The sequence below is a fragment of the Caballeronia zhejiangensis genome, assembly GCF_022879815.1.
GTDB lineage: Bacteria > Pseudomonadota > Gammaproteobacteria > Burkholderiales > Burkholderiaceae > Caballeronia > Caballeronia zhejiangensis.
In genome coordinates, this window is sequence record NZ_CP084285.1 from 739977 (window position 1) to 766691 (window position 26715).

24 protein-coding genes are annotated in these 26715 nt (G+C 64.7%); 14 read left to right on the forward strand and 10 right to left on the reverse strand.

The window, feature by feature from the left end; all coding sequences use genetic code 11:
* Positions 1 to 2: 2 nt before the first annotated feature.
* From LDZ23_RS24545 to LDZ23_RS24570, 6 genes are read left to right on the forward strand one after another with little or no spacing between them, the layout of a single operon-like run.
* Positions 3 to 1082 carry a proline racemase family protein gene (locus LDZ23_RS24545; RefSeq protein ID WP_008347303.1) on the forward strand — a complete coding sequence of 360 codons (1080 nt, stop codon included), beginning with the start codon at positions 3 to 5 and terminating at the stop codon, positions 1080 to 1082.
* Positions 1083 to 1086: 4 nt separating this feature from the next.
* A complete protein-coding gene (locus tag LDZ23_RS24550; protein WP_244808247.1) occupies positions 1087 to 2313 on the forward strand; it encodes an NAD(P)/FAD-dependent oxidoreductase in 1227 nt (408 codons plus the stop codon).
* A 15-nt stretch (positions 2314 to 2328) separates the two neighbouring features.
* On the forward strand, positions 2329 to 3231 hold the full coding sequence (locus LDZ23_RS24555) for a dihydrodipicolinate synthase family protein (RefSeq protein ID WP_008347307.1): 903 nt from the start codon (positions 2329 to 2331) through the stop codon (positions 3229 to 3231).
* Positions 3228 to 4226, forward strand: coding sequence for a 4-hydroxyproline epimerase (locus LDZ23_RS24560; protein ID WP_008347309.1), 999 nt, complete (start codon positions 3228 to 3230; stop codon positions 4224 to 4226). The genes LDZ23_RS24555 and LDZ23_RS24560 overlap by 4 nt, the downstream gene beginning before the upstream one ends.
* Positions 4227 to 4238: 12 nt before the next feature.
* Positions 4239 to 5474, forward strand: coding sequence for a metal-dependent hydrolase family protein (locus LDZ23_RS24565; protein WP_008347310.1), 1236 nt, complete (start codon positions 4239 to 4241; stop codon positions 5472 to 5474).
* A gap of 46 nt (positions 5475 to 5520) precedes the next feature.
* Positions 5521 to 6222, forward strand: a complete 702-nt coding sequence (locus LDZ23_RS24570; protein WP_051078979.1) for a GntR family transcriptional regulator — start codon at positions 5521 to 5523, stop codon at positions 6220 to 6222.
* On the opposite strand, the gene LDZ23_RS24575 is transcribed toward LDZ23_RS24570, so the two are convergent.
* Entirely contained in the window at positions 6203 to 6643 is a 441-nt protein-coding gene (locus LDZ23_RS24575; RefSeq protein WP_008347312.1) for an aconitase X swivel domain-containing protein, read from the reverse strand. The two genes, LDZ23_RS24570 and LDZ23_RS24575, sit on opposite strands and share 20 nt — an antisense overlap.
* Positions 6630 to 7883, reverse strand: a complete 1254-nt coding sequence (locus tag LDZ23_RS24580) for an aconitase X (protein ID WP_008347313.1) — start codon at positions 7881 to 7883, stop codon at positions 6630 to 6632. The genes LDZ23_RS24575 and LDZ23_RS24580 overlap by 14 nt, the downstream gene beginning before the upstream one ends.
* Positions 7884 to 8007: 124 nt before the next feature.
* Here LDZ23_RS24580 and LDZ23_RS24585 point away from each other — a divergent pair, with 124 nt between their 5' ends.
* A complete protein-coding gene (locus LDZ23_RS24585) occupies positions 8008 to 9168 on the forward strand; it encodes a CaiB/BaiF CoA transferase family protein (RefSeq protein WP_008347314.1) in 1161 nt (386 codons plus the stop codon).
* Between the two features lie 45 nt (positions 9169 to 9213).
* Here LDZ23_RS24585 and LDZ23_RS24590 read toward each other — a convergent pair whose 3' ends face one another.
* The 7 genes from LDZ23_RS24590 to LDZ23_RS24620 form a co-directional block, all read right to left on the reverse strand.
* Complete coding sequence (locus LDZ23_RS24590) at positions 9214 to 10197, reverse strand: glycosyltransferase family 2 protein (protein ID WP_033535861.1); 984 nt, start codon at positions 10195 to 10197, stop codon at positions 9214 to 9216.
* A gap of 334 nt (positions 10198 to 10531) precedes the next feature.
* A complete protein-coding gene (locus tag LDZ23_RS24595) occupies positions 10532 to 11353 on the reverse strand; it encodes an SDR family NAD(P)-dependent oxidoreductase (RefSeq protein WP_008347316.1) in 822 nt (273 codons plus the stop codon).
* 22 nt (positions 11354 to 11375) lie between these two features.
* The gene (locus LDZ23_RS24600) at positions 11376 to 11792 is read right to left on the reverse strand and encodes a MaoC family dehydratase (RefSeq protein WP_008347317.1); all 417 of its coding nucleotides are present in this window, start codon (positions 11790 to 11792) and stop codon (positions 11376 to 11378) included.
* 14 nt (positions 11793 to 11806) lie between these two features.
* A complete protein-coding gene (locus LDZ23_RS24605) occupies positions 11807 to 12244 on the reverse strand; it encodes a MaoC family dehydratase N-terminal domain-containing protein (RefSeq protein ID WP_008347319.1) in 438 nt (145 codons plus the stop codon).
* Complete coding sequence (locus tag LDZ23_RS24610) at positions 12244 to 13431, reverse strand: lipid-transfer protein (RefSeq protein WP_008347320.1); 1188 nt, start codon at positions 13429 to 13431, stop codon at positions 12244 to 12246. Before LDZ23_RS24610 ends, LDZ23_RS24605 begins: the two co-directional genes overlap by 1 nt.
* A 35-nt stretch (positions 13432 to 13466) precedes the next feature.
* Positions 13467 to 14606: an acyl-CoA dehydrogenase family protein gene (locus tag LDZ23_RS24615; protein WP_008347322.1), complete on the reverse strand. Its 1140-nt coding sequence runs from the start codon at positions 14604 to 14606 to the stop codon at positions 13467 to 13469.
* 20 nt (positions 14607 to 14626) lie between these two features.
* A complete protein-coding gene (locus LDZ23_RS24620; RefSeq protein ID WP_008347323.1) occupies positions 14627 to 16510 on the reverse strand; it encodes a feruloyl-CoA synthase in 1884 nt (627 codons plus the stop codon).
* A gap of 227 nt (positions 16511 to 16737) precedes the next feature.
* Between LDZ23_RS24620 and LDZ23_RS24625 the strand changes: the two genes are divergently transcribed.
* Genes LDZ23_RS24625 through LDZ23_RS24650 form a run of 6 tightly spaced genes read left to right on the forward strand, consistent with a single transcriptional unit; the run spans position 16738 to position 22391 of the window.
* Positions 16738 to 17490 carry an SDR family NAD(P)-dependent oxidoreductase gene (locus LDZ23_RS24625; protein ID WP_033535894.1) on the forward strand — a complete coding sequence of 251 codons (753 nt, stop codon included), beginning with the start codon at positions 16738 to 16740 and terminating at the stop codon, positions 17488 to 17490.
* A 42-nt stretch (positions 17491 to 17532) separates the two neighbouring features.
* On the forward strand, positions 17533 to 18681 hold the full coding sequence (locus LDZ23_RS24630; protein ID WP_008347329.1) for an acyl-CoA dehydrogenase family protein: 1149 nt from the start codon (positions 17533 to 17535) through the stop codon (positions 18679 to 18681).
* Between the two features lie 7 nt (positions 18682 to 18688).
* Positions 18689 to 19192: a MaoC family dehydratase gene (locus tag LDZ23_RS24635; protein WP_008347330.1), complete on the forward strand. Its 504-nt coding sequence runs from the start codon at positions 18689 to 18691 to the stop codon at positions 19190 to 19192.
* Positions 19193 to 19201: 9 nt separating this feature from the next.
* A complete protein-coding gene (locus tag LDZ23_RS24640) occupies positions 19202 to 19990 on the forward strand; it encodes a citryl-CoA lyase (protein ID WP_008347332.1) in 789 nt (262 codons plus the stop codon).
* Positions 19991 to 20049: 59 nt separating this feature from the next.
* Positions 20050 to 21243 (forward strand): acyl-CoA dehydrogenase family protein, encoded by a 1194-nt coding sequence (locus tag LDZ23_RS24645; protein WP_034472208.1) that lies wholly within the window; start codon positions 20050 to 20052, stop codon positions 21241 to 21243.
* A gap of 8 nt (positions 21244 to 21251) precedes the next feature.
* Entirely contained in the window at positions 21252 to 22391 is a 1140-nt protein-coding gene (locus LDZ23_RS24650) for an acyl-CoA dehydrogenase family protein (RefSeq protein ID WP_008347336.1), read from the forward strand.
* A gap of 17 nt (positions 22392 to 22408) precedes the next feature.
* Here the strand turns inward: LDZ23_RS24650 and LDZ23_RS24655 are convergent, their stop codons facing one another.
* The gene (locus LDZ23_RS24655) at positions 22409 to 25216 is read right to left on the reverse strand and encodes a winged helix-turn-helix domain-containing protein (protein WP_008347339.1); all 2808 of its coding nucleotides are present in this window, start codon (positions 25214 to 25216) and stop codon (positions 22409 to 22411) included.
* Between the two features lie 296 nt (positions 25217 to 25512).
* On the opposite strand from LDZ23_RS24655, the gene LDZ23_RS24660 reads away from it, so the two are divergent.
* The gene (locus tag LDZ23_RS24660; protein WP_008347342.1) at positions 25513 to 26625 is read left to right on the forward strand and encodes a porin; all 1113 of its coding nucleotides are present in this window, start codon (positions 25513 to 25515) and stop codon (positions 26623 to 26625) included.
* Positions 26626 to 26715 lie beyond the last annotated feature (90 nt).

The window sequence follows — 26715 nt, forward strand, 5'->3', positions numbered from 1 at the left end:
ACATGCGCTGGAATCGCACGCTTACCGTAGTGAACTGCCACGCCGAAGGCGAAGTCGGCAATGTCGTGACCGGCGGCGTCTTCGACGTGCCCGGCGCCACGATGTTCGACAAGATGATGCACCTCGAAGAAGTGCGCGACGACTTGCGGCGCATCTGCATATTCGAGCCGCGCGGCTCGGCGAATCAGACCGTCAACTTCATCTTGCCCGCGACCGATCCGCGCGCGCAGATGGGCTACGTGATCGCGGAATCGACCGAATATCCGGCGATGTCCGGCTCGAACACGATGTGCGTCGCGACCGTGCTGCTCGAAACCGGCATCTTGGCGATGACCGAGCCCGTCACCGAACTCGTGCTCGAAGCGCCCGCGGGCCTCATCCATCTGCGCTGCTCGTGCGCGAACGGCAAGGTCACGAAGGTCGAGTTCACGAACCAGCCCGCGTTCGCGAATCATCTCGACAAGACGATCGAGGTCGAAGGCATCGGCAGTTTGACCGTCGATGTCGGCTATGGCGGCATGACGTATGTGATCGTCGATGCGGAGAAACTCGGCTTTCGCATCACGCCCGATGAAGCGCGCGAACTGTGCGAGCTGGGGCAAGTCATCAAGGCCGCGGCGGGGGCGCAGTTGCCTTCGCCGCATCCGCTCAATCCGCTCATCAAGGGCATCACGATGACCGAGTTCGTCGGCCCGATTTCGCGCGAGAACGGCGTGCTGAAATCGCGCAACACGGTGATCGTGTCGCCGGGACGCTGCGATCGTTCGCCGTGCGGCACGGGCACGTCCGCGCGGCTCGCGGTCATGCACGCGAAAGGGCTGATCGATGTCGGCGAGACGTTTCTGCACGAGTCGATCATCGGATCGGTGTTCGAAAGCCGCATCGAGTCCACGACGCGTCTAGGCGATGTTCCCGCCGTCGTGCCCGTCGTCGCGGGACAGGCGTGGATCACGGCGATCTCGCAGGTCGGCGTCGATCCGACCGATCGCTTCCAGACCGGCTTCACGCTCGCCGACACATGGTGCGAAGCCGTCGACGACAAGCTCATCAAATCGCGCGTGAGTTCGCAACGTGGCGAGTGAAGACATGACGGACGTCATCGTGATCGGCGCGGGCATCGTAGGACTCGCGTGCGCGTGGGCCGCGTTGCGCGAGGGCGCGCGCGTGACGCTCGTCGATCGCGATTTCGAAGCCGATCGCGCATCGCACGGCAATGCGGGCGGCATCGCGGTGACGGAGAGCACGCCGATCGCCGTGCACGGCATGTTCACGAAGGCCGCGAAATGGCTGATGGACCCGCTCGGGCCGCTCGCGCTCGACTGGAAGCATGTGCCGAAGGCGCTGCCGTGGTTCATGGCGTTTCGCCGCGCGAGCGAGCCGGCGCGCTTTCGGGCGATCTCGCATGCGCTTTCGCTGCTCAACAACCGCGTCTACGACGACATCCTGCCGATGTTCGACGATATCGGCGCAAGCGCGATGCTGTATCGGCGGGGCGCGCTCACGGTCTATGAAACCGATGCAGCCTTCGCCGCCGATCAGCCCGAATGGTCCTTCAAGCGCGAACTCGGCGCGCGCTGGCACGCGTTGAGCGCGCAGCAAGTGCGCGAATGCGAGCCGTCGCTCGCGCCGGTCTTCAGGCATGGCGTGTTCCTCGACGACTGGTCGCATATCGGCGATCCGCGCCGCATCGTCACGCTATTGCGCGAGCGCGTGCGTGCGCTCGGCGCGCGCTTCGTGACGGGCATCGCGCGCGCCATCGACGCGCCGGAATCCGTCGTGCTAGACGACGGCACGCGCGTCAACGGACGACGCATCGTGATCGCGGCGGGCGCATGGTCGGCGGCGCTCGCGAGGTCGATCGGCGATAGCGTGTTGCTCGAAAGCGAACGCGGCTACAACGCGACGCTGCCAAAGCACGGCGTCGCACTGACGCGCGAAGTGATCTTCGCGGAGCGCAAGTTCGTGGCGACGCCGCTCGATATTGGCTTGCGCATCGGCGGCGCGGCGGAGTTCGCGGGCATCGACGCGCCGCCGAACTATCGTCGCAGCGACGCGTTGCTCGAACTGGGCAAGCGCTTCATCCAAGGCATCGACGATACGGATGCCGTGAAATGGATGGGCCATCGCCCCGCGACGCCCGACTCGCTGCCGGTGATCGGCGCATCGCCGCGCATGCCGTCGGTCGTCCATGCATTCGGGCACGGTCATCTCGGCCTCACGCAATCGGCGACGACCGCCGCGCTCGTCGCCGATGTACTCGCGGGACGCACGCCGCGCGTGCCGCTCACGCCTTACTCGATCGCACGTTTCTAAATTGGAGGAGCAAACATGCAAGTGAACTGGAAAGGCGTATTCCCCGCCGTGACGACGAAGCTCAAGCAGGACGGCTCGCTCGATCGTGACGCTATCGTGAACGGCCTGAACCGTCTGATCGACAACGGTGTCGGCGGCGTCGTGATGATGGGCATGGTCGGCGAGAACGCGCAGCTCACGCCCGAGGAAAAGCGCACGGTGCTGAAGATCGCGGTCGAAACCGTGAACGGGCGCGTGCCTGTGATCTCGGGACTGGCGGAACTGAACACGGCCAACGCGATGCAGTTCGCGAAAGACGCGGAAGCCATCGGCGTGCAAGGGCTGATGGTGTTTCCGGGCCTCACGTATCGATCGGACGATCGCGAGACCGTCGAATACTATCGGTCGATTGCGCGCTCGACGAAGCTCGGGCTCATGATCTACAACAATCCGCGCGGCTATGGCGTCGATATGCGGCCGGACTTGCTCGCGCAACTCGCGGATGAACCCAACGTCGTCGCGATCAAGGAAGAGACCTACGACACGACGCGCGTCACCGATCTCTACGCGCGCTTCGGCGACCGCTTCGTCGTGTTCTGCGGCGTCGACGATCTGATCGTGGAATCCGTCGCGCTCGGCGTGAAGGGCTGGGTTTCCGGCATGGCCAACGCGATGCCGAAGGAATCCGTCGATCTGCTGAATTACGCGGTCAACGGCGAATACGACAAGGCGCGCGCGCTCTATCGCGCGTTGATCGACTTGTTCCATCTCGACACGCACGTCAAGCTCGTGCAGTACATCAAGCTCGCGGAGAACATCACGGCGGGTTATCCGGAGTACGTGAAAGCGCCGCGCCTCTTGCTCGAAGGCGCGGAACGGCAGCGGACCATCGAGATCGTCGAGAAGGCGATCGCCAACGTGCGGGCGCTCGCGCAATGAAATCGACGTTCTTCTGCATCGACGGACACACATGCGGCAATCCGGTGCGCGTCGTCGCGGGCGGCGCGCCGCCGCTCGAAGGCGCGAACATGATCGAACGGCGCGCGCACTTCCTGCGCGAGTTCGACTGGATACGCACCGCGCTCATGTTCGAGCCGCGCGGCCACGAAGTGATGTCCGGCAGCATTCTCTATCCGCCGACGCGCGCCGACTGCGATCTCGCGATTCTCTTCATCGAAGTGAGCGGATGCCTGCCGATGTGCGGGCACGGCACCATCGGCACGGTGACGACGGCCATCGAAAACGGACTCGTGCGGCCGCGCGAGCCGGGCGTGCTGCGGCTCGACACGCCCGCCGGTCTCGTGATCGCGCGTTACAGGATGAACGGCGAGCATGTCGATTCGGTGCAGCTCGTCAACGTGCCTTCGTTTCTGCATTCGCAAGACTTGTCCGTCGACGTCGAGGGCCTGGGCGAGATTCGTTTCGATGTCGCGTATGGCGGCAACTTCTACGCGATCGTCGAGCCGCAGCGCGACTACGAAGGGCTGCACGCGCTGAAGCCATCGGACATTCAGCGTCTGAGTCCGATCCTGCGTCAGAAGGCGAACGAAAAGTACGCGTTCGTGCATCCGGAAAACGATGCGATACGCGGCCTCAGTCACGTCATGTGGACGGGCGAGCCGACGGTGGAAGGCGCGAGCGCGCGCAACGCGGTGTTCTACGGCGACAAAGCCATCGACCGCTCGCCGTGCGGCACGGGCACGTCGGCGCGCATGGCGCAGCGTGTCGCGAAAGGGCAGTTGAAGATCGGCGAGCGCTTCGTGCATGAAAGCATCATCGGCACCTTGTTCGAAGGCGTGCCGATGGAAGCGGCGCGCGTCGGCGAATACGATGCGATCGTGCCGGCCATCGAAGGATGGGCGCGCGTGACGGGCCACAACACGATTTTCGTCGATGACCGCGATCCGCTCGCGCACGGATTCCTGCTGAAATAACGGAGAAAACGCATGCTGATTCTGAAGAACGCCCGCGTGCTCGACGCCGACCACGAACGCGACGACGGCCGCTATTCCATCGTCATCGACGGCGATACGATCCGCGAAGTCACGCGCGAACCGGTCGAGGCGAGCGGCGCGCAAGTGATCGATGTCGGCGGCAAGACGGTGATGCCCGGCATGATCGATTGCCATGTGCATGTCATTGCATCGGTCGCGCATCTCGGCAACAACAGCCGTCTGCCGAACACGTTCGCCGTGCTGCGCGCCGTGCCGATCCTCGCGGGCATGCTCGATCGCGGCTTCACGACCGTGCGCGATGCGGGCGGCGCGGACTATGCGCTGTCGCGCGCGATCGAAGACGGCGTGATCGCGGGGCCGCGCTTGTTCGTCGCGGGCAAGGCGCTTTCGCAGACGGGCGGCCACGGCGATTTTCGCGAGCGCTTCGACAACGCCGATCCGGACCCGTGCGGCTGCAATCGCAACATGGGCGCGATCGGGCGCGTGGTCGACGGCGTCGACGAAATGCGCAAGGCCGTGCGCGAGGAGATGCGCGCGGGTGCGAATCACATCAAGATCATGGCGTCGGGCGGCGTGGCTTCGCCGACCGATCCCATCGGCAATCTGCAATTCTCCGTCGACGAAGTGAAGGCCGCCGTCGAAGAAGCGGAATCGCATCAGACGTATGTGATGGCGCATGCGTACACCGCGAAGGCGATTGCGCGTGTCGTGAAGCTCGGCGTGCGCACGATCGAGCACGGCAATCTGATCGATGAAGATGCCGCGCGCGTGATGGCCGAACACGGCGCCTACGCGGTGCCGACGCTCGTCACCTATGACGCGATGTCAAAGGTCGGCGCGCAAATGGGCCTCGCGCAAGACACGCTCGACAAGAATGAATCGGTGCGCAAGCGCGGTCTCGAAGCGCTCGCGATGCTGCACGAACGCGGCGTGAAGATCGGCCTCGGGAGCGATCTGCTCGGCGACATGCATCAGTATCAGAGCGATGAGTTGTCGATACGCGCGAATATCGTCGGCGCGTTCGAGGCGATTCGTCAGGCGACGGCCATCGGCGCGGAGATCGTCAACATGAAGGGCAAGCTCGGCGTCGTCGCGGCGGGCGCGTACGCGGATTTGCTCGTCGTCGATGGCGATCCGCTGAAGGATATTCGCGTGCTGACAGGGCAGGGCGAGCGCATCGCGGGCGTGATGAAAAACGGTGCGTGGGTACGCGAGAAGTTGCTGTGAACACGCGTGTTACGATGCCGCACCTTCACGCCTAAGCCGATAAAACATGTCTCCGGTCGCCGCCAAATCCCTTCGAAAAGAGAGCGACTCCACGCACAGGATCGTGCGCACCACGACGGTCGAACTCGTCACGACCGCGATCCGGCAACGCATTCTGTCGGGCGATCTCGCGCCGGGCGAAGTGCTGCGCCAGGAAGCGCTCGCCGATGAACTCGGCGTGAGCCGCGTGCCGATCCGCGAAGCGATCACGCGGCTTACCGGAGAAGGGTTGCTGACGAAGGTGCCGCACAAGGGCGCGTATGTCGCGGAGCTGTCGATCGAAGAAGTGCAGGAGACGTTCGAAATCCGCATTCGGCTGGAGCCGTGGCTCTTTTCGCAGGCGATCCCGCATATCACCGATGCCGAGATCGCGAAAGCCGAGACGCTCGTCGCCGAAATGGATACCGCCGATTCGGGCGTCTGGGGCCAGTTGAACTGGCGTCTGCACGAGACGCTTTATCTGCCGGCGCGGCGCGACATCACATTGCAGATGCTGCGCGTGCTGCACGATCGCAGCGACCGCTATTTCCGCTTTCAGGTGGTGCAGGTGCCGATCCGCGAGCAGTCGCACGAAGAGCACATGAACCTGATAGACGCATGCAAGAAGCGCGATGCGAAGCTCGGCGCGAAGCTGCTGGAACAGCACGTCAAGACGGCGGCGCAGCAGATCATCTCGGTCGTGGAGACGATCATGTCGCGTCAGGGTTGAGGACGAGCCGCACGCTCGCCGCATCGCGCGCATCGATTTCGATGTGAGCATCGCCGGCGGCGGCGATGTGCGCGAACGCGGTTTCATCGACCATCACGACGGGCACGTTCGACGCATAGAGTTCGTTCGCGACGATCGCGCCGATCGACAGAATCAGATCGCGCTCCGCGAGCACGATGCCCGCGGGCCCGGTGCCGTTGCGCAACGCTTCGGCGAGCACGCTGCTGCTCGAACTCGATCCGCGCGCACGCGGCATCACGAGAATGCGCGACGCGAGACTTTGGCCGTGACCGGGATGCGTCGCATCGACGATCAGGCCGCGCTCAGCGTCGTAACCGCCCCAGAAGCTGAGCGGCGGCAACGCGATTCCCGGCGCGCGCGCGTGGCCCGGAACGAGCGTGACGGCCTCAAACGTGTTCATCGATGCACACCTTTCCTTCGAACGCCGATCGCACGCATTCGCTCATGCTGCCGAACGCGACCGTCACGCCGATATTCGCCGGCGCGTAATGCGCCCATTTGCCCGAGTTGGTCATCACGAGGCCGCTCACCTGCTTCATCACCGGCGTGATGTACGTGCAGGTATCGACGACGATCTGCACGCCGCGTGCCGCGAGCTTCTGCGCAATGCCTTCTTCCTCGAGTTGCCACAGCACGAAGCGGCTCGTGTTCACGTAGATATCGCAGCGCGGCGCGCCGTCGTGACGCCCCATGAGCGCGGCAAGCGTGCGAAATTCATCGACGGAAAAGTGCGGCGTGCCGAGGCTCACCGCGGCGAGCGCATCGCCGGGTTTCGCGTGCGACCAACGCGCGCGCACGTCGTGAAGATCGGCTGCGCTGACGGCAATCGTGCGTTCGGGCGCGCGGCCCTGAAGCGCGGCATCGAGCGTGGCGGCTTCCGGCGTGATGCCGACCGCATGGAACAGCGCCACCGATCCGCTCGATGCCGCCGCCGCGCCTAGCGCTTTGAGTTCGTCTTCGGTGGTGTCGCCGGGCAGGCCGGTGATCGCGGCGACCGTCGCGCCGGCAATGCCGCCGAGCAAAAAGCCGAGCGCGGCGAAATCGGCATCGCGATGCGGCGACGCGCGCAGATCGGGCGCGGCGATCACGATGCGCGCCGCGCGATTCGCCGTCACATGCAGGCCCGCATCCGGCACGCGCGCGGTGATGGCGGCGGCGAGATCGAGGAAATCGCCGTAACGGCTCGTGCGCGCGCCGAGCACGGAGTTCGCGAAAACGATCGCATTCGATTCGGCCCACGCGATCTGATCGCCCAGCTTCGGACGATGCTTCAATTGATACGGCGCGCAGGTGAAGCTGGCTTCGCATCCGAGTTCTAGATGCGCCTGCATGAGCCGCTTGCCAGCGCTCGCGATACCGGCGTCGCCGCGAAAGAGTTCCGGGTGAATGAGATCGAGCGAGCCGACATTGAGCGTGGTCGGCACGGCGACCTTCGCGCCGCTCGCGACGAAGCGCTCGACGAAATCGAGACTCGCCGCGCCGTGATACAGACAGCCGTCGATATGCGCGCCCGAGATATCGATGAGCGCATCGGCATCCATGACGCGCGCCGTCGCCGCGACGATACGCATCGCGAGCGCGAGGCCATCGCCGAAATCGCCGTTGAGCATGGCGGTGTCGCGTGGGGAAAGTGTGAGCATCGGATTCGCTGACGCAGCGCGGAGGGATGTCAGCGCAGTCTACCCGAAGCGGGTGGCGCGGCGCGTTCGCGCGTCTGGCCTACTGGCAACATTGCAAAACTTCTAAATGCGGAGGCGGGCAGTCATGGGCGTATTGAGCGGGATAAAGGTTCTGGAATTCGAGGCGATCGGTCCTGCGCCGTTCGGCTGCATGTTGCTCGCCGATATGGGCGCGGACGTGCTGCGTATCGATCGGGCTGTCGCGCCCGGCGATCTCGGTCCGAAGGTCAGCGGCAAGCACAAGAATCTGACAGGGCGCGGCCGGCGCTCGGTCACGCTCGATCTGAAAAAGCGCGAATCGGCCGATGCCGCGCTCGAACTGATGTCGAAGGCGGATGTCGTCATCGAAGGATTCCGTCCGGGCACGATGGAGCGTCTCGGCCTCGGCCCAGACGCCGCGCTCGCGCGCAATTCGAAGCTCGTCTACGGACGCATGACCGGTTGGGGACAGACGGGGCCGCTCGCGCAAAGCGCCGGGCACGATCTGAACTACGTCGCGTTGTCGGGCGTGCTGTCGGGAATCGGCCGCGCGGGCGAAGCGCCGGTGCCGCCGCTCAACCTCGTCGGCGATTATGGCGGCGGCGGCATGCTGCTCGCGCTCGGCGTCGTGGCGGCGCTTCTCAACGTGCAGCGCGGCGGCGCGGGTCAGGTCGTCGATGCCGCGATGATAGAAGGCGCCGCGCAACTCGGCACGACCGTCTGGGGCTTGATCGCATCGGGCAACTGGCGCGAGACGCGCGAAAGCAATCTGCTCGATGGCGGCACGCCGTGGTACGACAGCTATCGCACCCGCGACGGGTATTACATGTCGGTCGGTGCAGTGGAGGCGCGCTTCTATGCGGAACTGCTGCAGAAGCTCGGGCTCGCCGATGCGGGTTTGCCCGCGCAGCACGATCGCGCCGGATGGCCCGTGCTGAAGGCGCGGTTCACGGCGGCTTTTGCCGAGCGCACGCGCGACGAATGGTGCCGCGTGTTCGATGGCAGCGATGCGTGCGTCGCGCCCGTGCTCGGCTTCTCGGAAGCGCCGGCGCACGCGCATCATCGGGCGCGCGGAAGCTTCGTCGAGTTCGATGGCGTCGTACAGCCCGCGCCCGCGCCGCGCTTTTCCGCGACGCCATCCGCGATCTCGCGCCCCGCGCCGCAACGCGGCGAAGGCGGGCGCGATGCACTTCGGGATTGGGGGTTGAACGACGCGGAACTGACGCGTTTGCGCGCGAGCGGATTGGGATTCAACGCGGAAGATTGATCGGCGGGACGAGCGGCCGCGTGGAGCGCGGCCGCTGTGGCAGGATTACCTTTGTCCGAATCGCCGGACGAAGCAATAGAAAATCCACGGATGAATCTTCAGCATCGCCATGACGATCGACAGTTTCGGCCGACTGTCCGAATACATGCCGAGCAAATGCGCCATGCGCAACTTTTCCGACACGCTGCGTAGAATCGGCTTCGCCGAACCGTAAGTCGGCGCCTTCATCGCCGCCTGAAACGCAATCGTGCGATACGCATAGATGTACTTCAACCGGAACAGCAGACGCCGGTAATTCGGTATAGGCATCGACGCCGTGAGTCTCTCCACGCGATCGACAATCGCAAAGAGATCCACGATCTTCGGATTGAAGCGCGTCGAAATTCCCGCTTCCCGATACATATACGCGTACAAGGTATCGGGCATCAGCCGCACGATTTTCGACTTCCCGAGCGTCTGGACCGAGACGACGATATCCTCGTAAATCAGTCCGGTCGGATGTTCCACGGCGAGAAAAATCGAACGGCGCACGAGTTTGTTGCAGCAATACGCCTGCAAGGACAAATCGAGGATTTTCTCGACCGCCTGCATGCCGCTGATAACGGCGTCGCCCGTCTCGATGCGGTAATTGACCTTGCCATCCGGCGTCAGATTCTCGGCGGCGAAGACCACGACGTCTGCATTGTGCTTGTCGGCTTCCTGGATGACACGGCGAATGGTGTCGTGATGAATGTGATCGTCACTGTCGACGCACAAAACGTATTCGCCACGCGCCGCCATTGCGGCGATTTTGCGGGTTTCGGCCAGTCCTTTGTTCTTGAGATTCTTGATGAGTTTCCACGATATTCTGCTTTGCTTTTCCAGAATGCGTGAAGTCATTTCGCCGGATCGATCAGGACTGCTGTCGTCGACGGCAATAATCTCAAAGTCGGTGGAGGTTTGTGACAATAGCGAGTCGAGGCATTCTTCAATGTACGGCTCGACTTTGTACACGGGCAGCAGGACACTGATTTTTGGCGGTGCTTGCATGTATTGTCAGTCCCAGCTTCGAGACCTTTTTTAGTAGAACGGCTTAGGGATTCTACTTGGTGCATCGCATGCACGCATCAGGGTCATTGACTATTGCCAAACCGGTGCATGGTTCAATTCAGCAGATTTTCCCTGTTATATCTTGTTTCAACAAGAACTTAATACTTCAGTTCTCCTGCTATTCACGAATTAATGACCGGGCTGACGCGAAGGCGGTCAATTATGGACTTCGAAAACTTATCGCGTTCCCATGGCGATAAAAAGCAAAAAGGCACGTTCGGCTCTATCCGAACGTGCCAAAGAGAAGCAGCCACTCCAAGGAAAATCGATCGCTCTACTGCAAGTTGCCCGCAACCGCCACCGTCTGGCCGGTAATGTAATTCGACTCGGGCGAGCAGAACAGATAAACGCCGCCCGCGGCTTCTTCCGGCGTGCCGCCACGACCGAGCGGATTGCGCTGTGCGTGCGTCTTCAGCATGTCGGCGTTGAGGCCGACACGGATGTCGCGCCCGTCGATCTTCACGGTCTGCGCCTGCTCCGTGCTCACGGTCATGCGCGTATGGATGAGCCCGAAAGCCACGGCGTTGACGTTCACGTTGAAGCGGCCCCATTCGCGCGCCAGCGCGCGCGTCATCCCGATCACGCCCGCTTTCGCCGACGAGTAATTCATCTGACCGGCGTTACCGTTCAGCGCGGACGTCGACGAAATGTTCACGATCTTGCGGTAATTGTCGCGTCCGGCTTCCTTGTCGGCGGCGTGCAGCGCCTTGATGTGCGGATACGCGGCGCGCAGGATGCGAAACGGCGCGGTCAGATGGCAATCGAGCACCGCGTACCATTGCTCGTCGGTCATCTTCTGCACGACGTCGTCCCAGGTGAAACCAGCGTTATTCACGATGATGTCGATGCCCTTGAACGAATTCATCGCCGTGCCGATGAACCGGTCCGCAAAATCCGGCGCGGATACGTTACCGACACACGCCACCGCTTCCGTGCCTTGCTTGCGCAGCAGTTCCACGGTTTCCTGCGCGGGTTCGGCATCGAGATCGTTGATGACGAGGCGCGCGCCTTCGCTCGCGAGCTTCATCGCGATCGCCTGACCGATGCCGCGTCCCGAGCCGGTTACCAATGCCACTTTGCCTTCGAGCTTTCCCATGATGTCTTCCTGATGATTGAAGTCAGAGCGCGATCACCGCGTCGCCGAGCACGCGCGGTTCGCCATATTGATTGACGGTCTGGATCTCGAGCCGCACGCGGCGTTCGCCGTCGGCTTCGAATTTTTCGGTGACCTTGCCCGTGCACGTCACGACATGCCCGAGCTGCGTGATGCCGACAAAGCGCACGCCGAACGCACGAAGCTGCCGTTGCTCCACCCACGACGTCAACAGCCGGCCGAGCCAGGCCATCGACAACATGCCGTGCGCGAACACGTCCGGCACGCGGGCGCGCCGCGCATAGTCGGTGTCGATGTGAATGGCGTTGTGATCGCCCGATGCGCCCGCGAACAGCGCGAGCATCGTGCGGTCGACGGGCGGAAGGGTGAGCGGCGGCAAGCTGTCGCCGATCTGGATCGAATCGAAATTGATGGTGCTCATTCGCATTTCCCCGCTTATCGCTGAACGACGACGCTGCGCAGATCGGCAACGTGCTCGCCGCGCTGGTTCGTGACACGCGTTTCGCGCACGATGAACCACAGCGCGCCGTTCTTCTTGTCGTAGATATCGGCGATGCGGCTCTCGAAGCGCAGCACGTCGCCCGCATACGCCATGCGGTGATACGTGAACGACTGCTCGCCGTGGAGAATGCGCGACGAGACGATGCCGATCGCCTCGCGCCACGCCGTCGACGGCTGCTCGAATTCGAGCGAGAACAGGAACGTCGGCGGCAGCGGCAGCGCCGGATAACCGGCGTCGTGAGCGGCGGCTTCGTCGAAGTAGACCGGATTGGTTTCGCCGATCGCCTTCGCGAAGAAGCGCAGACGCCACGCGTCCGCCGTCGCGGAATAGACCGGCAACTTCATGCCGATGTGTTGTTTGTCGATCGCCATTACGCAGTCTTCTTGTAGATGGTGACGACGCCCGCGCCGCCCAGCCCGAGGTTGTGCTGCAATGCGATCTTCGCGTCCTTGACCTGACGGTCGCCGGCCGTGCCGCGCAACTGATGCGTCAGCTCGTAGCATTGCGCGAGACCCGTCGCGCCGAGCGGATGCCCCTTGGAAAGCAGGCCGCCCGACGGATTCGTCACCCATTTGCCGCCGTAGGTGTTGTCGCCATCCATGACGAGGCGCTCGCCTTCGCCTTCCTTGCACAGGCCGAGTCCTTCGTAGGTCAGCAGTTCGTTCTGCGCGAAGCAGTCGTGCAGTTCGATCACGTCGATGTCTTCGGGACCGACGCCCGCCTGCTCGTATGCCTGCTGCGCCGCGTTGCGCGTGATGTCGAAGCCGACGACGCGGATCATGTCGCGCGCTTCGTACGTGCTCGGCAGATCGGTGGCGAGCGACTGGCCGGCGATCAGCACGTCGGTGCGCAGGCCGTGCTTGCGCGCGAAGGCCTCGGACACGACGATCGCCGCCGCGCCGCCGCATGTCGGCGGGCAGGCCATCAGGCGCGTGAGCACGCCTTCCCAGAGCATCGGCGCGTTCATCACGTCTTCGGTCGTCACGACGTTGCGGAACACCGCGAGCGGATTGCGTGCCGCGTGCTCGCTCGCCTTCGCGCGAATGCGGGCGAACGTTTCGAGCTTCGTGCCGTACTTGCGCATGTGCGCCTGGCCCGCGCCCGCGAACTGGCGAATCGCCGTGGGCACTTCCGTGTTGTCGACGAGTTCGTTCGTCAGGCTGATCGCACGCTCGAGCGCGGCCGCGCGATCCGGCCATTTCGGCAGCAGCGGTCCCGGCTGCATGAATTCGAAGCCGAAGGCGAGCGCGCAATCGACCGCGCCGCTTTCCACGGCCTGGCGCGCAAGCCAAAGCGCCGACGAACCCGTCGCGCAGTTGTTGTTGACGTTGATGACCGGAATGCCCGTCATGCCGACGCGATAAAGCGCTTTCTGGCCGCACGTCGAATCGCCGTACACATAGCCCGCGTAAGCCTGCTGGATGGCCTTGAAGTCGAGGCCGGCGTCGGCGAGCGCATCGCGGATCGCGATTTCGCCCATCACGTCGTACGTCTCGCTTGCACCCGGCTTCTTGAACGGAATCATTCCCACGCCCGCGACATACACCTTGCGACTCATGTGCTTCTCCTTCAGTGATTGAGGATTCGATGGATTCAGAGCTTGCGCGAGATGAGGTCTCGCATGACTTCACTGGTGCCGCCGAAAATGCGCGAGACACGGGCGTCGACGAATGCGCGCGCCACCGGATACTCCAGCATGTAGCCGTAGCCGCCGTGCAGTTGCACCATCTCGTCGAGCGCCTTGCCGAGCGCTTCGGTCGAATAGAGCTTGGCGATCGCGGATTCCTCGAGCGTCAGCCGGCGGCGCGTGTGCTCGCCGATGTAGTGATCGATCATCAGACGCACCGCGATCGCCTGCGCCTTGACGTCCGCGAGCTTGAACTTGGTGTTCTGAAAGTCCCACACGGTCTGTCCGAACGCGCGACGGTCCTTCACGTAATCGATCGTGTGCTGCAGGCAGGTTTCGAGACGCGCCGCCGCGCTCACCGCGATCGAGAGCCGTTCCTGCGGCAATTCCGCCATCAGATAGGCGAAGCCCTTGCCTTCGTCGCCGAGCCGGTTCGCGACGGGCACGCGCACGTCGTCGAAGAAGAGTTCGGCGGTGTCCTGCGCGTGCAATCCGACCTTGTCGAGCTTGCGGCCGCGGCGAAAGCCTTCGCGCGTCGCTTCGACGACGATCAGGCTCACGCCCTTCGCGCCCGCGGCCGGATCGGTCGTGCAGACGACCACGATCAGATCGCAGTTCAGACCGTTCGTGATGAAGGTCTTGCTGCCGTTGATGACGTACTCGTTGCCTTCGCGCCGCGCGGTGGTTCGCACGGCTTTGAGATCGCTGCCGACGCCGGGCTCGGTCATCGCGATCGCGAGAATCTGCTCGCCTGCGCAAATCGCGGGAAGCCATTTCTGCTTCTGCTCTTCATTGCCGATGCGCGCGATATACGGTGCGACGATGTCCGAGTGCACGCCAAAGCCCGGTCCGCTCACGCCCGTGTGCGCCATCTCTTCGACGAGCACGGCGACGTGCCCGAAGTCGCCGCCGCCGCCGCCGTACTCCGACGGAATCGACGTGCACAGCAGCCCTTGCTTGCCGGCCTTGAGCCATGTTTCACGATCCACGCAACCGGCCTTGTCCCATTGCGCCTGGCGCGGAACGCATTCGCGCTCGAAGAATCTGCGCGCAGTAGTCCGAAGCATTTCATGATCGTCTCTGAAGACGGTTCGATTGATGTGCATTGCAAGCTCCTCTTGTTTTGTTATCGGCGCGCGCGGACGATGTGCTGGCCCGGTTCGGTCCCGTACAGCTCGTCGATCAGATGCGCCCGGCGCGCGCGCGTGGTCGCCTGATTGACGTAACCTTTGTCGGCGATTTCGTTGGCATCGAGCGATGGCGGTTCGGCCATCAGCATGAGCCGTTCGATGACGAGCGTCGCGCCGGCGGGCTTTTGCCGCACGAGCCGTTCGCGCAAAGCTTCGATGACGAGCGGATGCGCGATGAGCGACTTCGCATCCAGCGACGCGAGCTCGGGCGCGAGGCGCTGGCATGCCGCGACGTTCGGCCAGGCGAGCGCCGCGAGATAGTCGCGGTCGTGACCGCAGATCACGGCGTCGGAAACGAGCGGCGCGCAGCAGTCGACCAGCGCGAGCCGCAACGCGCCGACGCGCACCCAGCTGCCGTTCGCGAGCTTGAAGTCTTCGACGGTGCGGCCCGCGAACTCCATGCCCCTCGCCGGATCGGCGGGATCGGCGAGGCGCACGGCATCGCCGAAACGGAAGAAGCCTTCTTCGTCGAAAGCGGCGGCAGTCAAATCCGGCTGGCCGATGTAGCCGCCGAACACGTTCGGGCCGCGCATGCGGATTTCATAGCGTCCGTCGCCGCCCGGAAGCGGCAGCAGCTTGACTTCGGTGCCGAGCGACGGCGTGCCGATATTGCCCGGTGTGTCGGTCGCCCAGCCGCAGTACGTGCCCATTCCCGACGTTTCCGTGGCCGCGAGTCCCGAGCAGAACGTCATGCGCTCGCCGATGGTCTTCTCCGCGACGGCCTGAATGCGGTTCCACACTTCGACCGGCATGCTCGCGCCGCCATATCCGAAGAAGCTGGCTTTGCCGAAGAGATTCTGTGCGAGCAGCGGATCGCGTTCGAGTTCGTTCGACAGCGCGGCCCAGGCGGACGGCACGCTCGTATAGATGGTCGGCGCGACGTCGCGAAGATTGCGCAGCGTGCGCTCGATCATGCCGGGAAGCGGCCGGCCATCGTCGATGTAATGCGTCGCGCCGAACTGGATTGCGCGCCCGAGATGCAGCACGCCGCCCAGGCCGTGATGCCACGGCAGCCAGTCGAGGAACACGGGCTGCGATTCGCGCAGCCACGCGAGATTGTCCGAATAGTAGGCCGCCACCGCGCCGAGATTGCGGTAGGTGAGGCGCACGCCCTTCGGTGCGCCGGTCGAGCCGGAGGTGAAGAGCACGCGCGCGGTGTCGTCGTTTTGGATGGCCGCATGCGCTTGCTCGACCGTTTGCAGCCGCGCGTCCGATAGCGGAAGAGCGGTCAACGCGTCCCATGCGATGTGTCCTGCCAGCGCCTGTTTCACTGCGATGACAGGCGCGCCGTTCAGCGGCAGCGCCGCGAGCGCCCGCGCGAACGGACCGGTTTCCTGCACGAACACCGCGCCGGGCGGCACGCGTTCGCAAATCGCCTTGAGTCGCGCGAAGTCCTTGCTGAGCAGCGCATAAGTGGGCGAAATGGGCGCGCTCGGAATGCCCGCGTATTCGGCGGCGAGCAGCACGACAGCCTGTTCGATCGAGTTGCCGGACAGCAGCATCAGCGGACGTTCCGCGCCGAGGCCCATTTCGAGCAGCGCGGCGCCGACCGTGCGGACTTGCCGCCACAGTTCGCTCCAGCTCAACGCGCGCCACGCGCCGTCTTCGCCGCGCTCGCAGAAGGCGGGCGTGGCGCCGCGTTCGGCGGCCCAGAGCGGAATGAAATCGGCGAAGGAACGCTGCGCGATGTCCGGCAACGGACGGTCGCAGCGAAGAATCAGCGTGCCGTCGGCGCGGCGCTCCACGAGCGTGCGGCGTTGCGGAAACCGCACGGGACGATATCGCGGCTTCGTCGCGTCGCTTGCTTCTAACGTACTCATTACGCCTGTCTCCTGAGCATGTTTGGCTTCTTTCCGATCGGGCTTGGGTGCCTGATTCGAGCGCTCTGCACTTTTCAGAAGCATACGGCTTGCGCGCAAGGCGGCGACCACCCGAGGTGGGTGGCGGCTCCTGTGGCGCCGCAGCGTATCTTCATTCCACGATGCGGCACAACGCGAAGTCGCTGAAAACGCGCATCGGTGAAGCCATCGAATCAAAGGGAGACGTCATGGATCTGGGTATCGCCGGGAAGGTCGCGCTCGTCACGGGCAGCGGACGCGGCATTGGAGCGGAAGTCGCGCGCATGCTGGCGGCGGAAGGCGCGCGCATCGTCGTGTCCGATATCGACGCCGCCGCCGCAGACGAAGTCGCAAGCGGTCTGCAAAAGAGCGGCGCGCAGGCGATCGCGGTGCGCTGCGACGTATGCAGCGAGGACGAAGTGCGGCACGTCGCGAACGCGGCGGACGAAGCCTTCGGCGGCGTCGACATCCTCGTGAACAACGCGGGCTTCAACAAGGACCGCTATCTGACGAAGATGACCGAGCCCGAATGGGATTCCGTCGTCGACGTGATCCTGAAAGGCGCGTTTCACAGCAGCCGCGCGGTGTTGCCCGGCATGATGGCGCGCAAGTGGGGGCGCATCGTGAACATCTCTTCGCGCTCCGTGTTCGGCAATCCGGGGCAAACCAACTACAGCGCCGCCAAACTTGGCCTGATCGGTTTCACGCGCGCGCTCGCGCTCGAACAGGCGAAGTTCGGCATCACCGTGAACGCGGTCGCGCCGGGCTTCGTCGAGACCGAACTGATGCGCGCCAATCCCACGTACGAAACGCTGCGCGACTCGGCGATCGCCAAAACGCCCGTCGGCTTTCTCGGCATGCCCGGCGACATCGCGTCGGCGGTTGCGTTCATCGCGTCGGAGCGCGCGCGTTACATCTCCGGCGTCACGTTGTACGTCACGGGCGGGCGCTTCTCGTCCTGAACGCGCATTCATTTACCCATCATTCGAAGACGCAGGTGGCACATGGATTTTGATTTCGACGCGGATCAGGTCGCGCTGCGCGACAGCATCCGCCGTTATATGCGCAATGAAGTCGTGGCGCGCATCGACGAATGCGAGAAGGCGCGGCGCATTCCGCTCGACCTGCTCGCGGGCGTGAGCCAGTTCGGCTATATCGGCGGCCTGCTGCCGGAAGAAGACGGCGGCATGGGCCTCGATTTCGTCACCTGGGCGATGATGCTCGAAGAATGCGGTTATTTCTGGGGCTCGCTGCGCACCATCGTCAATATCACGAACGTGTTCTGCCGCCTCGTTTCGCATCAGGGCAACGACGAGCAGAAGGCGCGTTTTCTCGCGCCCGTGCTTGCGTCGCAAAAGGGCGCGTGCGTCGCGTTCAGCGAGCCGAATCACGGCTCGAATCCGGCGGGCATCGAAACGCGCGCCGAAGATCGCGGCGATCACTACGTGCTCAACGGCACGAAGCTGTGGATCACGAACGGCGTCGCGGCCGATTACGTCATCGTGCTCGCGCGCACGCACAGCAAGACGTGCGACGGCGGCCACTCGCTCTTTCTGGTCGACAAGTCGCAGACGCCCGTCGAGGCGCGGCTCGTCGACAAGATGGTGCTGAAGGCGTCGGGCACGTCCGAGCTTTTTCTCAACGATCTGCGCATTCCGAAGGAAAACCTGCTCGGCGCGGAAGGCGGCGCCCTCAAGGTGATGGCGATCGGACTGAACTACGGCCGCATGAATATTGCGATGGGCGCGGTCGGCGCGGCGCAGGCGGCGCTCGATCTGTCCGTCGAATACGCGAAGACGCGCAAGCAGTTCGGCAAGCCGATCGGCCAGTTCCAGCTCGTGCAGAAGCATATCGTCGACATGATGGTGCGCACCGAAGCTGCGCGCGCGCTCGGCTACAAGGCGGCCGTCGCGTTGCAGAAGGGTTTGCCCGCGCGCATCGAATGCTCGATCGCGAAGCTCTATGCTGCCGAAGCGGCGCATGAAGTGGCGAAGATCGCGATCGGCGTGCACGGCGGCATCGGCTATTCGACGGAGTATCCGCTGGAGCGCATATTCCGCGACACGAGCGGCGGCACCATTCCCGAAGGCACCGCCGAAGTGCAGACGCTGATCGTCGGGCGCGAAGTGCTCGGCATGTCGGCCATCGTGTGAGGCGCGCATGAACCAGGAAAACATGCTCGCGCCGCGCGACCTCCACACCGCGCGCTACTACTGGGAAGACCTGGAGCCGGGCTTCTCGTTCGAAACGGCGAGCCGCACCGTGACCGAAGCGGACGTCGTGAGCTTCGCCGCGCTTTCCGCCGATTACAACCGCGTGCACGTCGATGCCGAGTACGCCGCGAGCACGCCGTGGGGCGCGCGCATCGCGCACGGCATGCTCGTCGCGTCGATCGTGTCGGGACTGAACACCCGCACGGTGGTCAATCAACTGCTCGAGCCGTCGCTGATCGGCATGCTGGAGACGCGCATCCGCTTTCCGAAGCCGACGCTCATCGGCGACACGATCAAGGCGCGCATCGAAATCAGCGACAGGCGCGAGACGTCGAACCCGGCGCGCGGCATCGTCGATTTCAGGCGTGTGGCGGTCAATCAGCGCGGCGAGACCGTCTGCGAATGCGACGTACGCATGATGGTCCTGCGCCGCGCGCAGAACGATTCATAAGGAGACAGCATGGTCAGCACCGAAATCGGCTACACGACGATCGACAGGATCACCGTGCGCGGCAAGGATCTGTCGAAGGACATTCTGGGCAAACTCGACTTCGTCGAAACGATGATGTTGACGATCCTGAACCGCGTGCCCGACGAGCGCGAAAAGCGCATGGTCAATCTCATTCTCGTGACGGCGTGCGATCACGGCCTGACGCCTTCCGCGATGAGCGCGCGTCTCACGTATCTCGGCGCGCCCGAGGCGATGCAGGCGGCGGTCGCGGCTGGGCTCCTCGGCGCGGGCAGCGTCTTTCTCGGCACGACGCAGAACGCGGCGGAGATGCTCATCAAGGCCGGTCGCGAATTGCGCGACGACGCGAGCGAGGACGACATCACCGCGTGCGCGCGCGAGACCGTGCGGCGCGCGAAGGAAGCGAAGCAGCCGATCTACGGCGTCGGGCATCCGATCCACATCCACGGCGATCCGCGCGTCGCGACGCTCGCGCAGGCATCGCGCGACAACGGCTATTTCGGCAAGCACTGGCGGCTCGTGTTCGCGATCGAGCGCGTGCTGCGCGACGAGCACGGCAAGAACCTGCCGCTCAACGCCGTGGGCGCGATCGGTGCGATCGTCGCGGACATGTCGCTCGATCCGCTGCTCGCGCGCGGCTTCATGCTCGTCGGGCGCGCGGCGGGGCTCATCGCGCATCTGTACGAGGAGCGTCAGAACCCGGTCGCGCAGCAAATCTGGGATCTTGTGTTGACGCAGGACGAGCGCAACGAAATTCCGGCGCGCTCACGCACGCGCTGAGCCGCCAGCCGACGCTAACTCAGGCGCTCCGCGAAGGGGCGCCTCCAGAAGGAAGTGCCATGAACCTCAGCTATTCAAGCGCGGATCTCGCGTTCCGCGACCAGGTACGCCGCTTTCTCGCAGAGAACCTGCCCGTGGATCTGCGAGAGAAAGTGCTCAATCATCGTCACCTCGATGCCGACGACTTCGTGCGCTGGCAGCGCATTCTGTATCAGCATGGCTGGGGCGCGCCCGGCTGGCCGGCTGAGTTCGGCGGCACGGGCTGGAGTGCGCTGCAGCGGCTGCTGTTCGACATCGAATGCGGCATCGCGGGTGCGCCGCGTCAGCTTCCATTCGGCCTCAACATGATCGGCCCGGTGCTGATGAAGTTCGCGAGCAAGGCGCAGCAGGCGCGCTTCCTGCCGCGCATTCCGACCGCCGAGGACTGGTGGTGTCAAGGCTATTCCGAACCGGGCGCGGGTTCGGATCTCGCCTCGCTGAAAACACGGGCGGTGCGCGACGGAGACCATTACATCGTCAACGGGCAAAAGACCTGGACGACCTACGCGCAGCACGCCGACTGGATGTTCTGTCTCGTGCGAACCGATCCCGGAGCGAAGCCGCAAAGCGGCATCTCGCTGCTGCTGATCGACATGAAAAGCCCCGGCATCACCGTGCGTCCGATCCGCACGCTCGAAGGCCTGACCGATGTCAACGAAGTCTTCATCGACGAAGTAAAGGTGCCCGTCGAAAACCTCGTCGGCGAGGAGAACTGCGGCTGGACCTACGCGAAATACCTGCTCGGCCACGAGCGCACGGGTATCGCGGGCATCGGCAATTGCAGACGCGAGCTGAATTACGTGAAGGCGCTGGCGCAGCGCGAGCGCCGCCACGGCAAGCCGCTCGCGGACGACTTGCGCGTGCGCGAGAAGATCGCGTGCATCGAGGCCGAAGTGCTGGCGCTCGAAATGCTGCTGATGCGCGTCGCGTCGCAGGCGAGTCAGCGCGGCGCGGGCGTGGAATCGTCGATCCTCAAGATTCGCGGGTCCGAACTGCAGCAGTCGTTGTCGGCGCTGCAACTCGATATCGCCGGGCCGAATGCGGTGCCGTTCTCGCCCGACTGGCTCGCCGACGGCTTCGACGGATGGACGCCCGATCCCGGTCATGGCGCGAGCATCGGCAGCTTCTATCTGGAGATGCGCAAGCCGACCATCTACGGCGGCACGAACGAGGTGCAGAAGGAAATCATTGCGAAAGCGGTCATCGAGGGATGAGATCGGACATGGACTTTTCATACAGCGAAGAACAGCGCCAGCTCGCGGACAGCCTGAGGCGCTTCACGGAAGAGCGCTATCCGCTGGAGGCGCGCCGCAAGGCGAACGGTTTCAGCCGCGACGCGTGGCGAACCTACGCGGAATTCGGCGTGCTGGGGCTCGTGATCGGCTCCGAGCACGGCGGTTTCGATGGCCAAGCCACGGACACATTCGCCATTCAGTTCGAAGCGGGCCGCGCGTGCTTGCCAGAGCCGCTCATTCCGTGCGCGGTCATGGCGGCCGGGCTGATTCAGCGATACGCCACCGAAGCGCAACGCGAAGCGTGGCTGCCGCCGATCGCCGAAGGCCGCGAGATCGTGACGCTCGCGTATCAGGAGCCGTGTGCCCGCTACGACTTCGCGCGTCCGTCGACGGTAGCCGAAGCGCGTGACGACGGCTTCCTGCTCGACGGCGAGAAAGTTCACGTATGGCATGGCGCCGTCGCGCAATCGCTGATCGTATCGGCGTGGAACGCGTCGGCGCAGGCGATGTCGCTGTTCGTCGTGCCGTCGTCGGCTGCCGGCGTGACGATTCGCGCCTATCCGACGCTCGACGGCACGCACGATGCGCAAGTCACGCTGAAGGCGGTGCGCGTGCCGAAAAGCGCGCTCATCGGCGATGCCGCGCGCGGCGAAGCGATGCTCGAAAGCGCACTCGAACTCGGCATCGCGGCGCAATGCGCGGCAAGCGCGGGCGCGCTGGAACGCCTCGTCGAGATGACGGCCGAATATCTGAGCACCCGCAAGCAGTTCGGCCAGCCGCTCGCGCGCTTTCAGGCGTTGCGCCATCGCGTCGCGGACATGGCCGTGCAAAAGGAACTGGCGTTGTCGATGGCGCATCTGGCGGCATCGGCCATCGATCATCCGAGCGTCATCGAGCGGCGTCGCATGATTTCGTCGGCGAAGCTGATCGTGAGCCGCGCGGCGCGTTTCGTCGGCGAGCAGGCCGTGCAGTTGCACGGCGGCATGGGCGTTACGGCGGAACTGGCTGTCGGCGATTACTTCAAGTCGCTGATGGTGGCGTCGCTACGTCTGGGCGATGCCGAATTTCACGCCGACGTGCTGGCGAATCTGCCGATCGAGCCGGAGGCACGCGCGCGCGCCGCGTGAGACGCGCGCGTCCGGGATCACGCGCCGTCGTTCAGCGCGAGGTCCCGCGAGCGCGCGACGGCTTCGTCGCGGCTCGACACGCCGAGCTTGCTGTAGATGTTCTTCAGATGCCATTTGACCGTCTCGGGCGATATGCCCATCGTCCGGGCGATCTTCTTGTTCGGCAACGCCTGCGCGAGCAGGCTCAACACCTTCGTTTCCCGCACGCTCAGGATTTCCGGCGCCTTCGCCTCGCCGGCGCGCACGCCTGATCCTGGCGCGCCCGGCCGCTTCGCCGTCGCGCGCGCTTGCGCGCTGCGCAGACGATCGGCGTAGAACTGCAACACCGCGCCCTGCGGTTCGGTCCGGACGGCGGCGCCGATCAGATCCAGCGCGGCGGGATGCGCATCGAGCAGCGTGCGCACGAGGCCCAGGCGATGTCCGTGGCGCACGGCGTCCAGCATGACCTGGCGCGCCGAATCCGCGTCGCCGCGAACGTGCGCCGTGACAGCCCTGCGCACTTCCAGAGACACGGTGCGTCGCTGCCAGCCGCGCGCCCGGCACAGTTCGATGAGCGGCGCGAGCGCATGCGCCGCCGCGTCGTGATCCTCGTGCGCCATGCGCCAGTCGATATGCGCCTGCTGCGCGACGAAGCGGAAATCGGCCGCGTGCGCGAGCGAGCCGGCGCGCGCGGTCAGTTCGTCGAGCCGCGCGAGGCCCGCGTGCGCGGCGTCGAACTGGCCGCCCTGCAAGTCGCGCCGGACGCGCTGCGCGACGCAATGTGCGAGCGCGCGCCGCAGATCGTGCTTCGCGGCGTAATCCTCGAGCCGATCGAGACACGCGATCGCATCGAGCCGATGACCCGCGAGCCAGCGCGATGACGACAGCACCGTGAGCACGCTCGTCACCGCATCCGGAAACGACACGCGCTCGATGACGTCGAGACGTTCTTCGAGCAGCTTGCACGCCTGATCGGCATCGCCGGATTCGTAGAGCACTTCGCCGAGCAGCGCCGCGGCGAGCGCGGACGCCTCCGCCGCGGCGCTGCCACGCGGTTCGGCCTCGTGGAGCACGTCGCGGCACACGCGCTCGGTGCGCAGCAGATCGCCTTCCAGCAGATGACCGAAACCCACGAGCGCGCGCCCGCTCAGCACGCCCGCCGACGTGCTCATGAGCGGCGTGCCGTCCGCGAGCACGGGCGCGCGGTCGGTCTGCGCGCGGCGCGCTTCGTCGAATTCGCCGCGCAGCGTATGCGCCCAGGTCAGCAGATTGTTGTGCGCGCCGATGGTGATGCCTTGCGCGTCGTCCGGCAGCGTGCGCAGCTGCGGCAGCAGTGTGCAGGCGGCGTCGAGATCGTCGCGCTGGACCGCGAGCGCGGCTTCCAGCAGCGTGACGCGATAGCGCGAGTGCGTGTCGTCGTGCGCGAGATCGGCGCGCAGCCGTTCGATCTCGCTCGCGCAAGCGTCGAACTCGCGATTGTAGAGATGCAGATGGATCATCCAGAGCCGCAGCCCGACGCGCGCCTGAATCTCGGCTTGCGGCAAGAGACGCATCAGCGCGACGATCCGGCGCAGTTCGCCGCGCGGCTGCAGGGCGCGCGCGATCTGCGCGACGAGATCGGCGGCGGCGGCGGGTTCGCCGGCGAGCACGGCGTGACGCACGGCTTCATCGGCGTAATCGTGCTCGCGGAACCACTGCCATGCCGTGTGATGCACTTGCCGCTGCTGCGCCTCGCTGCGTGCGCGAAAACGCTCCAGCAAGGTCTCGCGAAAAAGCGGATTCAGGCGATACCACACATTGCGTGCATCCTGACCGGCGGGCGCGAGAAAGAGATTGTCGCTTTCCAGACGGGCGAGCAGCTTGAGCACGCTGTCGGGATGATCCGCGCCGCCGATCAGCGCGACGCACAAGGGCGCGCAGAGCCGCTCGCACACGGCCATCCGCATGAGCAGCTCGCATTCGCTCGCGGCGAGCCGCGACAGCACTTCGCGTCCGAAATACTCCGCGAACGTGTGGATGTCGAGCAGCGGAGCGTCCGCGAACGCTTCATCGAGCGCGAGCTGCTTCGGCGCGACGTTCCCGCGCTTCGCGCCGACCACCATCAGCTGCAGCCCGGCGATCCAGCCATCGGTCATTTCGTGCATGCGGCGCGCGTCGCGCGGGGCGATGTCGCGAAGCTGCGATTTGAGAAACGCGAACGATTCCGCCATCGAAAAGCGCAGATCGCGCATGTCGAGTTCGAGCAGCAGACCTTCGTCGCGAATGCGGCCGACGGACAGCGGAATCGCGCCGCGCGACGCGATCGCGACATGCAAATTCGGCGGCGCGTAATCGAGCAGCCATTGCAGCGATTGATGACAGCGCCGATCCGTCAGCCGATGCAGATCGTCGAGCACGAGCACGAGATCGCCCTGACGGCCCGCGATGCCGCGCACCAGCGCGATGATCGTGCGTTCGACCGCTTCGTCGTCGAGGCCGCGGCCGCCGAGCAGGGCGGCGTCGCCGGCGATCGACGGATCGACTTGCGCGAGGCTCGCGGCCAGTGCGTCGAGGAACCGGGCGAGGTCGTCGGTTTCATCGGATAGCGTGAGCCACGCGACCTGAAACGCGAGCGGATAAAGCGCCTCGCGCCACGCGATGAGCGCGGTCGTCTTGCCGTAGCCCGCCGGGCCTTGCATCACGATGCAGCGCTTGCGCCGGGCTTCGACGAGCTGAGCGACGAGCCGCTCGCGGCCCACGATGCGCGTCGATATGCGCGGCGATGCGCAGGCCGGATCGGACGCGGATGCCCGCGCGGTGTCGTCATCGGAATGATTCGGATAGCGAAGGAGGATCGTTTCAGTCATCAAGCACCTGCGTCTTTCAAGGTGGGACAAAACTCCGATGCCGGCGATTCTAGCGTTCACGACGCGCCGTGCCCGCTAGGGAACACGCGTAGTCCGGCGCGGGAACTATCGGAGTACGGCAATGGTTCGCTCGACGAACGAACTGGGGTATTCCCGCGCCTACTCGATTCGGGTAGTGGTGACGGGAAGACGCCCTGCAACACTGAATCGGACGGGATCGGAGGGGCGTCGGCGTGCGTCGCGTGCATCGGACAAAGGCGCCGGGGAGACCAAAAACCCATAACGAGGAGACAGCTATGTGTATCGTCAGGAAGAGCGTTGCCGGTGCGGCCCTTGCGGTCGTGGCGAGCGGCGTGGCGGCCCAGTCCAGCGTCACGCTTTACGGCGTCGCGGACGCATTCTTTCAGTGGTACGACAACGGCGGCCAGCATTCCTGGTCGATGCGAAGCGGCGGCAACAGCGGTTCGATGGTCGGTCTGAAGGGCAGCGAAGATCTCGGCAGCGGCCTGAAGGCCGTGTTCACGCTGGAGAGCGGCTTCAACATCAACAACGGCACCGCTTTCGCCGATTCCTCGGTGATGTTCTATCGTCAGGCGTGGGTCGGCCTGTCGCACGAAAAGTACGGCTCGCTGACGTTCGGCCGGCAGTATCAGCCGACGTTCTGGTCGCTCTATCCGACCGATCCGTTTCGCGCGAACGAAGTGCTCTCGCCGCTCGCGGCATCGGCGAATTCCATCGACCGAAACACGATCGCCACGCAGACGGGCGGCGGCCGTTCGAGCAATGCGATCGTCTACAAGTCGCCGAATCTCAGCGGATTCCAGCTTTGGGGCATGTATGCGCTCGCGGCGTCCGTGACGCAGCCGTATCCGCAGAGCACGGGCAACATGCTCGATGTGGCCGCCACGTACTCCGGTTACGGGCTGTACGCAGGCGTGTCGTATCAGTTCCAGCATCCCGGATCGAAGACCTTGCCGGGATTGCCGGCTGCGGTGAACACGGTGTCCGTCGAGCATTACACGGCGGCGCTCGCGTATCGCATCGGCATCGTGAATCTGCAGGCCAACTACACGTATCACAAGCCGGAGAATCCGGCCGCGGGTTCCGTCGCGGCGCGGCTGAACGCGGCGCATCCGTTCAGCGTCGCGGAAATCGGCGCGACGATTCAGGCGACGCCCGCCGACGCCATCGAAATCGCCGGCTTTCAGCGCCTCGCGCGCGGCGTGCATGACAACACCTGGGGCGTGCAGGTCGGCGCGGATCATAGCCTCTCGAAGCGCACGACCCTTTATGCGCGCGCGGGCTTCATGAAGAACAACGGCCTCGCGACGACCGCCTGGCCCGGCTACACGACGACCGCGGGCGAGAATCAGACGCTCGTCGGCGTCGGCATGTCGCATCGCTTCTGATTGACAGCGGGCGCGCTTCGTCCGAACCTGCGGGCGCGGCGGAGTGCGCCGTTCGGCATTCATCGCATCGAGCATCGTTACAACAAACAT